The sequence below is a fragment of the Bartonella sp. DGB2 genome (assembly GCF_046843095.1).
Lineage (GTDB): Bacteria > Pseudomonadota > Alphaproteobacteria > Rhizobiales > Rhizobiaceae > Bartonella.
This window is the reverse complement of record NZ_CP177325.1, coordinates 201,773-214,696: the sequence shown is the minus strand read 5'-3', so window position 1 is coordinate 214,696 and position 12,924 is coordinate 201,773. Positions and strand designations below refer to the sequence as shown.

10 protein-coding genes are annotated in these 12,924 nt (G+C 46.5%); 8 read left to right on the top strand and 2 right to left on the bottom strand.

Going from position 1 to position 12,924, the window contains the following annotated elements; all coding sequences use genetic code 11:
• Positions 1-12 precede the first annotated feature (12 nt).
• Complete coding sequence (locus ACK28X_RS01085) at positions 13-1,641, bottom strand: acyl-CoA dehydrogenase family protein (protein ID WP_412057862.1); 1,629 nt, start codon at positions 1,639-1,641, stop codon at positions 13-15.
• 195 nt (positions 1,642-1,836) lie between these two features.
• Here ACK28X_RS01085 and ACK28X_RS01080 point away from each other — a divergent pair, with 195 nt between their 5' ends.
• Genes ACK28X_RS01080 through dprA form a run of 4 tightly spaced genes read left to right on the top strand, consistent with a single transcriptional unit; the run spans position 1,837 to position 5,876 of the window.
• Positions 1,837-2,832 (top strand): aspartate carbamoyltransferase catalytic subunit, encoded by a 996-nt coding sequence (locus ACK28X_RS01080; RefSeq protein ID WP_412058253.1) that lies wholly within the window; start codon positions 1,837-1,839, stop codon positions 2,830-2,832.
• Positions 2,832-4,133, top strand: coding sequence for a dihydroorotase (locus ACK28X_RS01075; RefSeq protein WP_412057861.1), 1,302 nt, complete (start codon positions 2,832-2,834; stop codon positions 4,131-4,133). The genes ACK28X_RS01080 and ACK28X_RS01075 overlap by 1 nt, the downstream gene beginning before the upstream one ends.
• Entirely contained in the window at positions 4,130-4,774 is a 645-nt protein-coding gene (gene plsY, locus ACK28X_RS01070) for a glycerol-3-phosphate 1-O-acyltransferase PlsY (RefSeq protein WP_412057860.1), read from the top strand. The genes ACK28X_RS01075 and plsY overlap by 4 nt, the downstream gene beginning before the upstream one ends.
• Positions 4,746-5,876 carry a DNA-processing protein DprA gene (dprA, locus tag ACK28X_RS01065; RefSeq protein WP_412057859.1) on the top strand — a complete coding sequence of 377 codons (1,131 nt, stop codon included), beginning with the start codon at positions 4,746-4,748 and terminating at the stop codon, positions 5,874-5,876. Before plsY ends, dprA begins: the two co-directional genes overlap by 29 nt.
• 13 nt (positions 5,877-5,889) lie before the next feature.
• Here the strand turns inward: dprA and ACK28X_RS01060 are convergent, their stop codons facing one another.
• Positions 5,890-6,057 carry a hypothetical protein gene (locus tag ACK28X_RS01060; protein ID WP_412057858.1) on the bottom strand — a complete coding sequence of 56 codons (168 nt, stop codon included), beginning with the start codon at positions 6,055-6,057 and terminating at the stop codon, positions 5,890-5,892.
• A 391-nt stretch (positions 6,058-6,448) separates the two neighbouring features.
• Here ACK28X_RS01060 and topA point away from each other — a divergent pair, with 391 nt between their 5' ends.
• The 4 genes from topA (at position 6,449) to rpmG (ending at position 12,878) form a co-directional block, all read left to right on the top strand.
• Positions 6,449-9,052: a type I DNA topoisomerase gene (topA, locus tag ACK28X_RS01055; protein ID WP_412057857.1), complete on the top strand. Its 2,604-nt coding sequence runs from the start codon at positions 6,449-6,451 to the stop codon at positions 9,050-9,052.
• A 1-nt stretch (position 9,053) separates the two neighbouring features.
• Complete coding sequence (rnr, locus tag ACK28X_RS01050; RefSeq protein ID WP_412057856.1) at positions 9,054-11,336, top strand: ribonuclease R; 2,283 nt, start codon at positions 9,054-9,056, stop codon at positions 11,334-11,336.
• A gap of 52 nt (positions 11,337-11,388) precedes the next feature.
• On the top strand, positions 11,389-12,618 hold the full coding sequence (locus ACK28X_RS01045; protein WP_412057855.1) for an MFS transporter: 1,230 nt from the start codon (positions 11,389-11,391) through the stop codon (positions 12,616-12,618).
• Between the two features lie 92 nt (positions 12,619-12,710).
• Positions 12,711-12,878: a 50S ribosomal protein L33 gene (rpmG, locus tag ACK28X_RS01040; protein ID WP_412057854.1), complete on the top strand. Its 168-nt coding sequence runs from the start codon at positions 12,711-12,713 to the stop codon at positions 12,876-12,878.
• Positions 12,879-12,924: the final 46 nt, after the last annotated feature.

Here is a 12,924-nt window from a genome sequence, read left to right as displayed (position 1 = left end):
ACCGCCCACGCCTTAAGCGGCTGGATAAAGCGCTTGTAAAATCTGCCCAGCATTGTGGCGCGCACTGAGCATTCCATAAGAGGATCGCCATTGTCCTCCCAACCGGCTTTCGATATAAGCGTTGGTGATAGATTCTATATCACAGTGGCTCAGAGCCGCCGCCGAAGCAGCATAAGCCATTTGCTCAACGAACAAACGCCCTGCTCCCCCATCGGTAGCTGCAACTTGGATTGCTGTCTTTAAAATGCCTACCGTACCAGGACCCGCGGAGCCAATATCAGCTGCAATTTTTTCTAATAATTGCTGAAACAGCCCCGGCGCTTTATGAGCCATTTGCACGATTTCGCCAACCAGATCATTACCGCCACGCCCTTTCAGCAAACGGACAGGTGCATCAAAAAACATTTGGGCCAAAAGACCGCCCTCCATAAAGCTGCTATCCCCCACCTGGGCAATAATTTCACCCAAAATAGGAACAACAAGCTGATTAATATGACAAGCAATAATCGGCGTCATAATACGAGCAAAAGCAGCCTCGCTACGATCATGAGCAGCTTTATCAAATGCCTTTGCCAGACGCATAACTAAAGCTTGCGCTCCTGCCACATCCAAAGCAATATCAGCAAAGATACGCTCCGTCAGAGACGAAAGCACATATTTTGGTGAAGATTCACGATAAAAATCCACCCCATATTGTAAAGCTGCGCGCAATACCCCAGCCGAAATAACCGCATGATCAAAACAAATCATCGTATCCATATCTTTAATCACGCGCGCTCCATCGCCCACCTGCCCCAACAGCCATCCATGACTGTTAAAAAATGTAACCTGCCCTTCAGCTACAGAGCGTTCGCCCGCGCGATCAATTAAATGCTCTACCCTTATCATTCCGTTCATCGCCCCGCTTTCCTGAAAACGCGGCACAAGGAAACAGCTCAGATACCCATCTACGTCAGCACTAACGAAATAGCCATCGGCCATGGGCTGAATAATATTCGTCTTACTAGCATTGATACGATAAAGGTCGCGATTGGTGGTATCATCATAAGAAATCTTATGAGCGCTAGCGGCCTTTACTAAAGGACGACTTTGCTCTTCCACATCAGTAAAAGCACAAGCTAAAGAGCCTGCTTTCTTTTGTAAAGCCGGCCGCGAGGAAAAGTCATATTGACGCGAAAGCAAAATATTTTGCCAATTGTGAAAAAGGTCTGCCTCACCTAGCAATACAGCTGAAGCCGCACTCAACGTAGTAATTTCATTCAAATGGCCCGTTTCTAAACCGGCTATCAAAGCCAAACGTACCGCCCGCGCCTGATAGCGACAACCATTTTCTGCTCCCGACTCCTCCCACAAAGAAGATGCAAGCCCTACTTGGCGCGAACGCCTTTGTAAAGCATGATAAGAGGGATGTTGCTCTAATTGTTCTACAAAACCGCCTCGCTCCCACTCGCGACGCAAACGGGGCCGATAGCAATTAGCAAGACGAGACAAATCACGCCCCTCACGGCTAGCAACAAATCCCCCTACATCTTCAAAGCCAGCAAGCAGTCCAGAAGGTAGCTGCGCTGCAAGACGAAATAACAACACATCACTCAAAAAGGCATTTTTTCGTGTCGTATGGGGGGGCATTAAATTACTCACAGGCTCTATCCAATATTCGAATCATCTAGAGCAGTTTTATAACAATTTGCCTTCCACGCAATGCACTTTGCGCATAAATTTGAAGCACCTTCCATAAAAGCGGCCACCCATACGCTCATTCCAGAATATTTACGCCCCTACAAATTACAAAAAATATCTGTTACCATACCACAACGTCTTAATATGAGTGAAACTATGCCCCAAAATCGTGCCTACCCTCCTTTTCCTTATCGCCACCTGCTTGGAATGAAAGGACTAACCTATAGCGATCTCTCAACCCTTCTCGATCGCGCTAATGCCAATGTTTCCATTTCTCGCCAATCCTCCAAAAAAAGTGGCGCATTACGTGGCTACACGCAAATTAACCTTTTTTTCGAAGCTTCAACGCGCACTCAGTCCTCCTTTGAACTTGCTGGAAAAAGATTAGGAGCCGATGTCATGAATATGGCGGTAGGCAATTCTTCCCTTAAAAAAGGCGAAACCCTTATCGATACCGCCATGACATTAAATGCTATGCGCCCGGATATTCTGGTAATTCGGCATGCAAAAGCCGGCGCTGTAGCGCTTTTGGCACAAAAGGTCGACTGTGCGGTTATCAATGCTGGAGATGGAGCGCATGAGCACCCGACTCAAGCCCTATTAGATGCTCTGACCATTCAACGCGCCAAAGGAAGAATCGAAGGACTTACCATCGCCATTTGTGGCGATATTCTTCATTCACGCGTTGCCCGCTCTAACATTATTAGCCTCAATACTTTAGGTGCACGAGTACGGGTTATCGCCCCCTCTACCCTTTTACCTAGCGCTATCGAAAATATGGGCGTAGAAGTATATCATAAGATGGCCGATGGCCTAAAAGGGGCTGATGTGGTAATGATGCTACGCTTGCAAACAGAACGCATGGCGAACGCCTTCATCCCATCAATCCGTGAATATTATCATTATTATGGTCTAGATAAAAGCAAACTAACCTACGCCAAAGAGAATTGCATTGTCATGCATCCTGGTCCAATGAATCGTGGAGTTGAAATCGCCTCCGATATCGCTGACAGCGCCCAAAGCCTTATCCAAACCCAAGTGGAAATGGGCGTGGCTGTACGCATGGCAGTGATGGAAGCCTTGCTTGATCCTAATAACGCCGCCGCTAAAAGTCTGCAAAAGGTTCAAAGCATGTCAAGGGAAACACAGTAATGAAACCCGTTCTTTTTCAAAATGCACGTATTATTGACCCGTGCTCTCAAATTGATGAAATAGGTGCTCTTCTTATTGAAAATGGTACTATCCTCGCAGCCGGGCGCGATGCTCTGCACCAAGGCGCACCAGAAGGGACAGAGATTATTGATATAAACGGCAAAACCATCCTCCCCGGCCTTGTCGATGCACGAGTCTTTACTGGTGAGCCGGGCGAAGAACACCGTGAAACCTTGGTCACTGCAGCACAAGCTGCAGTTGCAGGAGGCGTTACCTCTTTTATACTCATGCCAGACACAAACCCTGTCATTGATAACACCGCTTTGGTAAACTTTATTTACACAACCGCCCAAGCTAGTGCGCTGGTCAATATCTATCCTACCGCCGCCATCACCCGTGGTCTTGCTGGGCAGGAAATAACAGAATTTGGGCTTTTGCAACAAGCGGGAGCCATAGCCCTAAGCGAGGGGCGTCATACCCTTGCTAGCCCGTCCCTTTTACGACGAGCCATGACCTATGCTCGCGATTTTGATCTACCCCTTATGCTTGAAACACAAGATGCTGATCTCACGGGTCAGGGGGTTATGAACGCGGGGCTTCTCGCTAGCTGGCTCGGGCTGCCTGGCATCCCGCGTGAAGCTGAAGTCATCCCCTTAGAACGCGACCTTTATCTCGCTTTAATGACAAATACCCGGTATCATGCCTCACAAGTTTCAACCGCACTCTCAGTAGCAGCACTTGCTCGCGCCAGACAAAAAAGCGATAAAATCTCCGCCGCTGTTTCCATCCACCACCTTTCGCTGAATGAAAATGATATTAATGAGTATCGTAGCTTTTTCCGCCTTACTCCTCCCTTGCGCCATGAAGACGACCGCCTTGCTATGATTGAAGCAGTCAAAAATGGAACGGTGGATATGATTGTATCCTCTCATGACCCACAAGATGTCGATGCCAAACGCTTGCCCTTTGAAGAAGCAATAGCGGGCGCAATTGGCCTTGAGACGCTACTTAGCGCCGCTCTGCGTCTTTATCATGAGGAACATTTATCCCTGCTTCAGCTAAGCAACCTGTTAAGCTACGCGCCAGCCAAAAAATTCGGCCTCAATAAAGGTACCTTACAACAAGGAGCAGATGCCGACTTTATAATTGTTGACTTAGAGGACCCTTGGATTTTAAAGTTGGATCAATTACGTTCACGTGCTAAAAATAGCTGTTTTGAAAATGCCCGTTTTTTGGGTCGTGTTCATGAAACATGGGTGGCCGGAAACCGCGTTTTCTTCCACGAAAGCGAGGTATTATGATTCTTCCCTCTTTCCATGAGCCCACACCGTGGCTTTTTCTCTTTTGCTGCTATCTCATCGGTACGATTCCCTTTGGGCTTATCTTCACATGGCTTGCCGGTATGGGAGATGTACGTGCAATCGGCTCTGGTAATATTGGAGCAACCAACGTTTTACGCACTGGCAATAAAAAGCTTGCTGCTCTCACCCTATTGGGCGATGTCCTCAAAGGAACTATAACCTTAATTTTGAGTAAAATCCTTTTTCCTCATCTAGAAATCATCAGTCTTTTGGCTGGACTTCTTGCCTTTTTGGGCCATATTTTTCCTCTTTGGTTAGGGTTTAAGGGCGGCAAAGGTGTAGCGACCTATCTGGGGGTGTGCTTAGGCCTATCTTGGCTAAGCGCTATTGCCTTCGCTCTAAGCTGGATTAGCATCGCCCTAATTACACGCTATTCCTCCCTTTCCGCCTTAATCGCTATCTTCATCGTACCCATTTTTGTTTATATTTATAGCCATAATATTCCCGCTAGTTTGACTCTAGCACTTATGGGATGCATCATCATTGTGAAGCACAAAAGCAATATTATCCGGTTATGGCAAGGGCAAGAGCCTAAAATTGGAGCTAAGAATAATGAAAAGAGAGGTCAAAACCCTCAGTGAAGAAGAGCGTCTTTGTTGGCTACAATTAGCACGGAGCGAAAACATAGGCCCCGCTACATTTTATAATCTTTTATACACTTACCATAGCGCACAAGAAGCTCTTACCCACCTTCCAGCCCTTATCCATCAGAAAAACCATAAACGGCCCATTCGTATCGCCCAGCGAGCGCATATTGAACGGGAATTAAAGGCCGCATCTGCGCTTAATATACGCTTCATCGCCCTATGCGAACCCGATTACCCCTCCCTTTTGCGCAAAATTCCCGCCCCTCCGCCTCTCTTAGCGGTTCGCGGTGATCCTACCTTATTTACCAAAACCAGCATCGGTATTGTGGGTGCACGCAATGCATCGACGGGGGGAAAGAAAATCGCCCAACACTTCGCCCATTCCCTAGGCGCAGCTGGATTTACAATTGTTTCAGGCTTTGCACGGGGCGTTGATGCCTGTGCACACCAAGCAAGCCTTACCACTGGAACAATTGCTGTAATGGCTGGTGGGGTCGACCATATTTACCCACCAGAGCATAATAGGCTTTATCAAGATATACTAGATAAAGGCGGCGTCTTCATAAGCGAAATGCCATTGGGCTGGGTTCCCCGCCATGCAGATTTCCCAAGGCGTAACCGCCTGATCGCCGGCTTGTCTTTAGGGCTTTTAGTAGTAGAAGCTGCACTACGCTCTGGTTCTCTTATCACGGCGCGCTTGGCAGGGGAAGCTGGACGCATGGTTTTCTCTATCCCCGGCTCACCACTTGATCCACGCGCCGCCGGAACCAATAATTTAATAAAAGAAGGGGGCCTCCTTGCTACAAGCCCTGACGATATCATCGAAACACTTCTGCCCCTTATTCCTACTTCTACCCCCCTTTATACTACACCAAACACGCCCCTCCCAAGCGATAGAATCAGCTTCATACGAAATGAAAAAGACCATAAAACAGTTTTAAACGCCCTTTCATCTACACCCATTGACCAAGAAACCCTCTCGCTCCGTTGTGGGATACCGCTTCATAGGCTACATCTTGCTTTAATAGAGCTTGACCTCTCAGGCCAACTTATCCGCCATCATAACGGCACCCTTTCCCGCCGCCAAACCTTTTAGCATAGCAAAACCTTCACCCCTCCGGCGGTGTTACGACGGATTCCAAAATATCGCGTCCTTCTTGTGCTACCATTTCCAAAAGTAAGGCTAAAAGAGGACTTTGGGATTGACGTGCCATTTCTTTTAATTCTTCTGACATATCAACGATATATCCAATCAACTGCAAACGATCTGCTTTCATAGCCCACTCCTAGATCCTATGCTCCGCCATATGATACTATGCGAACGATCGTTTTAAACACGCAGACATATCTCATAATGTAAAATCACCTTCGCGCTAAAAATAGCGAAACGAAAAACCAAAGCGAGAAGCCGATTGATAAAATATACACGGCTCCTCTTCTACTCATATCCGCGTATCGCTTGACCTATTTTTCACATACTATCCGCGCTTCACCTATTTTTAACTATTCGCATTCAAATAGCAGTGAACAACGTTTTACATTAATAATGTGTAGTTTCATATTTTGCAATTGCTAGTTGCATTATCGTAATTTTTTGTGATTTACCCTTGACCAAACCTTATTGTCTGTTCATGTGAAAGAAAGTCAAAATAAACTTTGGTAAGGCGCATGGATATTGTTATAGTAGAATCACCCGCGAAAGCAAAAACGATTAATATGTATTTAGGAAGCGAATATAAAGTTTTAGCTTCCTTCGGACACATACGCGACTTACCTGCTAAAGATGGTTCGGTTTTGCCAGATGAAGATTTCGCGATGAAATGGGATGTTGATAGTGCTTCATCAAAACGTCTGAGCGAAATCGTAAAAGCGCTCAAAGAAGCCGATGGTCTTATCCTCGCCACCGACCCAGATCGCGAAGGCGAGGCAATCTCTTGGCATGTCCTTGAAGTGCTAAAGCAAAAGAAATTACTCAAAGACAAAACTGTAAAACGAGTTGTTTTTAATGCCATCACCAAAAAATCCGTCCTTGATGCTATGGCCAACCCTCGTACCATTGATACGCCTTTAGTTGATGCCTATCTCGCCCGTCGTGCTTTAGATTATTTGGTCGGCTTTACACTTTCACCAGTTCTATGGCGCAAATTGCCTGGGGCTCGCTCTGCTGGGCGCGTGCAGTCCGTTGCTCTACGGATAATTTGCGACCGAGAATCAGAAATTGAACGATTTGAGCGCCAAGATTACTGGTCGCTTACAGCTCAACTCGCCACTCCCGATCAAGAAAGCTTTACAGCGCGCCTCACAAATTTTGAACACAAAAAATTAGAGAAGCTCAGTATCACAAGTGCTATAGAAGCTGAAAAAATTCATAAAATGTTGGAAGGCGCTACTTTCAAAGCTTTAAACGTTGAGGCAAAGCCTAGCAAAAGGAACCCTGCACCGCCCTTTACCACATCTACCTTACAACAAGCCGCCTCGTCTAAATTAGGATTCTCTGCTTCGCGCACTATGCAAGTCGCGCAAAGACTCTATGAAGGTATAAGCATTGGTGGTGAGACTACAGGGCTTATCACTTATATGCGTACCGATGGGGTACAGATAGCGCCCGAAGCGATAGACATGGCGCGTAACGCCATTGCGCATGCTTTTGGAAAAAATTACGTACCTGATAAACCACGCTTTTACGCCACCAAAGCCAAAAATGCGCAAGAAGCTCATGAAGCAATCCGTCCTGCTGACTTCCACCGCCATCCTGATCAGGTACGCTCCTATCTTGATAGCGATCAAGCCAAGCTTTACGACCTCATCTGGAAACGAGCAATCGCTAGCCAAATGCTCTCCGCTGAAATTGAACGTACGGTGGTAGAAATCGAAGCCCGGAACGGTACCCAAGTAGCAGGCTTGCGTGCTACAGGCTCAGTTATTCGTTTTAATGGCTTTCTAGCCGCCTATAACGATCATCATGATACTGAAAACGAAAAAAGCGATGATAAACGCTTGCCAGCCATGGAAAATGGTGACACACTGCGCAAAGAAGAAATCATCACAACCGCTCACACTACAGAGCCGCCACCGCGCTATTCTGAAGCAGCTCTTATAAAAAAGCTCGAAGAATTAAGCATAGGTAGGCCTTCAACTTATGCTTCCACTCTTACTACCTTACGTGAGCGCGACTATGTTACCCTAGATAAGCGCCAACTCATCCCCCAAGCCAAAGGCCGGGTTGTCACCGCCTTTTTAGAAAACTTCTTCAATCGCTACGTAGGATATGATTTCACTGCCGAACTAGAAGACAAACTAGACCTAATTTCCGATGGCAAACTAGCTTTCAAGGACGTCTTACGTGAATTTTGGAAAAATTTTAGCGCAGCCGTTGCCGATATTAAAGATTTACGTGTGTCTCACGTCCTTGATATATTGAACGAAACCTTAGCCCCACTTCTCTTTCCACCTCGTGAAGATAATAGTGATCCACGAAGCTGCCCGACCTGCAAAACAGGACAACTCTCGCTAAAATTAGGACGTTTTGGTGCTTTTGTTGGCTGTTCGCATTATCCAGACTGCAACTATAGCCGCCAGCTTGGCACAGAAAGTGACCAAGAAAAAACAACAGCTACAGAGCTTTTAGGCCAAGATCCTGAAACAGGCGAAGAGATAAATCGCCTAGTTGGACGCTTTGGACCCTATATTCAACGCGGCGTTGGCAAAGAAGCTAAACGTGCTTCCATCCCGCGCGATTGGCGCGACCGCCAGATAGATTTCGCAACCGCATTGAAATTATTAGCGCTACCACGCACCGTTGGTATCCATCCCGAAACAAATATGCCCATCCAAGCTGCCTTTGGTCGCTTTGGCCCCTACATTCTCCATAACGGGCAATACACAACACTGCCCAATTCTGATGCAGTATTCAACACAACACTTGACGAGGCGCTAGCTCTATTGACCAATAAGCCAGAAAAAAGCGCACGGCGTGGAATCGCCTCTTCTGTACTAGCCAATTTGGGTGAACATCCTGATGGTGGAGCCATTAGCATACGCGATGGCCGTTACGGCCCCTACGTGAATTGGGGAAAACTTAATGCCACCCTTCCTAAAGAGCGGTCGGCAGAAACCATAACACTCGCTGAAGCTTTAGACTTATTAGCAATAAAAGCTGCCAAAGCAGCACCAAAACGCAAAGTAGCGGTTAAAAAAACTGCCTCAAAAAAGACGACGACGGCAAAGAAAACAAAAACAAAGAAAACCACAGAAAAGAAGAAAGAATCATAATTTGACCTTCGACTCGCCTTCTAATACTCCCTCAACAAAACCCACAAGCGGCCACACGAAAACACAGCCAAGCCGCGAAGCAATCCTTGACTTTATTCGCAAAAATCCCGGGCAAGCAGGCAAACGAGCAATAGCTAAAGCCTTCAATTTAAAAGGAGAAAACCGCATCTGGCTCAAAGAGCTATTGCGGAGTATGACAGAGGAAGGAGCTATTACATCCGCCTCCAAAAGACTTACCCCACGAAACGATCTACCGCCCGTAGCAGTATTAGAGATCTTTCAAAGAGACAGCGAAGGAGGATTCATCGCTCGTCCAAGCGGTGAATTTTTTGATAAAGACCGAGCCCCACCTCTGATAGCTATCCGCCCGCACCATCACAATAAAGGTTCAACTTTGGGAGTGGGCAGCCGTGTTCTTGCGAAAATCTTCCGCAATAAAAAAGAAGATAAAAGTAGCATTCCTTATACAGGGCGCGTTATTCGTACCCTTCCCTCAAATGGCCTTAGCCAATTGGGACTTTTACATAGGCTTGAGGATAATAGTTGGCGACTTATCCCCATTGATCGCAAAATGGATGAAATGATTATCCTTGATGCACTTGAAAAAGGTGCCCGCGAAGGTGATCTCATCAGTGCTAGGTTAGCAAGCAGCCATCAACATGGCTTAAAGCGCGGTAAAATCTGCGATATCCTTGGCCATATTGAAAATGAAAAAAGCCTCTCAATGATCGCCATCATCAGCAAAGAGATCCCATATATTTTCCCCGATGCCGTCCTTAAAGAAGCGCAAAACGCACGCCCCGCTTCTCTTGAAGGCCGTGAGGACTGGCGGACTTTACCCTTTATCACTATTGACCCCAGCGATGCAAAAGACCACGATGACGCCGTCTACGCCACCCAAGATAAAGCTAATGACAACCACGGTGGCGCAATTGTCTATGTAGCGATTGCTGACGTAGCACATTATATAAAAACTGAAACAGAAATCGATAAAGAAGCGCGTAAACGCGGTAATTCCGTCTATTTTCCTGACCGCGTTGTTCCCATGCTACCCGAACGCATATCTAACGATTTATGCTCTTTGCGAGAAGGAGAAGATCGCCCTGCTCTTGCAGTGCGCATGGTTTTCAACCAGCTGGGTGAAAAAATTCACCACAGCTTCCACCGCGTTATGGTCCGCTCAGCTGCAAAATTATCTTATGAAGACGCACAAAAAGCCCTTAATGGCCAGCCTAGCGAAAGAGCTACCCCTTTTCTTGAAACTTCGTTAAAGCCTCTATGGGCTGCCTACGCCTTATTACAAGCAGCTCGTCAGCGCCGTCAACCGCTTGACCTTGATTTACCAGAGCGCAAAATCCTTCTTGATGAATCTGGTCGAGTACAAGATGTTGTCATCCCACCGCGGCTTGATGCCCATAAATTAATCGAAGAGTTTATGATCCAAGCCAATGTGTGTGCAGCACAAAGCTTGCGCGAAACAAAGCAAGCACTCATTTATCGTTGCCATGACGAACCTTCCCTCGCTAAGCAAGAAAGCTTGCTCGAATTTTTGCACAGCCTAAACTTACCCTCCCCTAAAGGGCAAAAGCTAACAGCTCAGCATTTTAATAGCATTTTAACAAAAGTGACTGGGACACCCCATCAAAACTTGGTTAATCAAGTCGTATTACGCACCCAATCGCAAGCGGATTATAGCCCCGATAATATTGGCCATTTTGGCCTCAATTTAGCGCATTATGCTCATTTTACCTCACCCATTCGTCGCTATGCCGACTTAATCATCCATCGTGCTTTAATCAAAGCACTTGCCTTGGGCGAAGGGGGTCTTACCTGCGAACAAGAAGCCAATTTAACAGAAATAGCCCGTGATATCTCGCAGAGTGAACGCCGCGCCATGGTGGCAGAACGAGAAACCATTGACCGACTAGTAGCTCACTATTTGGCCTCTCATATTGGCGCGCGCTTCGCAGGGCGGATAGCAGGCGTTACTAAGGCCGGCCTTTTTATAGCTGTGGATCCCATGGGCGCAGATGGATTTATTCCTATCTCAAGCCTTGGAGATGAGTATTATCACTTTGATGAAGCGCGCCATACCCTCATTGGCGAACGCACGCGTAAAGGCTTTCAATTAGGCGATAGCGTCGAAGTGCAAATTGAAAACGTCCAACCGCTCGCTGGCGCTTTACGCCTTTCTATGATTAGCCAGCCACGCGCCCTTAATATTGCTAGTCGTTCTTATCACAAAATCAAAAAATTGCACTCCACGAGAAAAAAGAGGCGGTAAAGTATAGGCTCAACTTCTAAAGCCTCGATCTTAGCTAATTATAACATTTAGAATGTCACAAATCATGCAGTGTGAAAAACTCGAAGACATCCAGAAGAAAAAAAGCAGCAAACCCGAGCTAACCAAGAAAGAAGAGCAAACCAATTGGCGTGCGCTTTTTGCCGCGATAGCAACAGTTGGCGCCGTCGGGGTGGCAGTAGGACTTGGCACCCAGCTGGTTTCTACTATTATGGTGACTCGTGGGTTTTCCAGCGCCACCATTGGTTATAGCGGGACAATTGGCGGCGTTGCCACCGTTGTGGCGGCGGGTTTTGCTTCTCCGCTCGCAAAATATTTGGGCGTTGTAACGTCTATTCTTCTTATGCTTCTCCTAGGGGGAATAAGTTTTATAGGGTTTTATTTCTTTTCTTCAATCGAAATATGGTTTCTTTTACGCTTCTTCCTTCATTTTGCGATGTCCATCCTGTTTATCCTATCAGAATTTTGGGTAAATAGTTCCGCCCCCGCTAAAAAGCGTGGGCTTATCCTCTCTATCTACGCTATTGTCTTAGGGCTTGGCTTTGCCTCCGGCCCTACGCTTTTATCCTTTGTTGGCACCATGGGTTTTTTACCCTTTGGGGTAGGTTGCACTGTCATTGCATTAGCCGCATTACCTACTGTGATAGCTTGGAAAGAAAGCCCAAAATTCAAGGAGGGCACCCATGCCAGCTTTTTACGCTATATTTTTTATGTCCCATCTTCCACTATGGCCGTCTTTATCTATGGAGCCATCCAAATGGGAGCGCTTACCCTCATTTCCCCTTTTAGCCTTGGTCTTGGCTATAGCGAGGGCGAAGCAGCTAATTTCATGGCATTTTTAGCATTAGGTAATGTGCTGCTCTTAGCGCCGATTGGACTTATTAGCGATTGGCTAGGTGATAAGCGCTATACTTTGATAGGTTGCGCTTGCCTTGGTTTGATAGGAACCCTGCTTGTCCCGTGGATCGCCTATTATAAATGGCTATTGGTTGCAGATTTATTTCTTTTGGGGGGCGTATCTGCTGGTCTTTATACCGTGGGTCTTGCTCAATTGGGAGCACGCCTGCGGGGATCAGAGCTCTCCGCCGCCAATTCTGCCTTTATCTTCTGTTATGGAATGGGTATGTTAATTGGCCCTACCATGATAGGCACCTTTATGAATCATTTCATTCCCTTTGGCTTTTCCGCTGCTATGGCTTGTTTTTTTGCCTTTTATATCCTTTTGATGATTTTTCGACTGACCCTCATCTTATTGCGCTCTTGACTTTTGGAGCGATTTCCGTAAATTCTGCATAAAATCGCCGCGTGGGCCCTTTAGCCCTTTACGGAAATTTCTTGCATAATTAGGAACCCATCATGGCCAAGGCAGCAACGATCAAAATCAAACTCTTATCCACCGCGGATACTGGATTTTTCTATGTCACAGAAAAAAACAGCCGGACGATGACCGAAAAAATGACGAAACGCAAGTATGACCCCGTGGTTCGGAAACATGTCGAGTTCAAAGAAACAAAAATTAAATAATATCTTCATTTTATAAGCCCTATTCCGCTTGGAATAAGTATTGTAA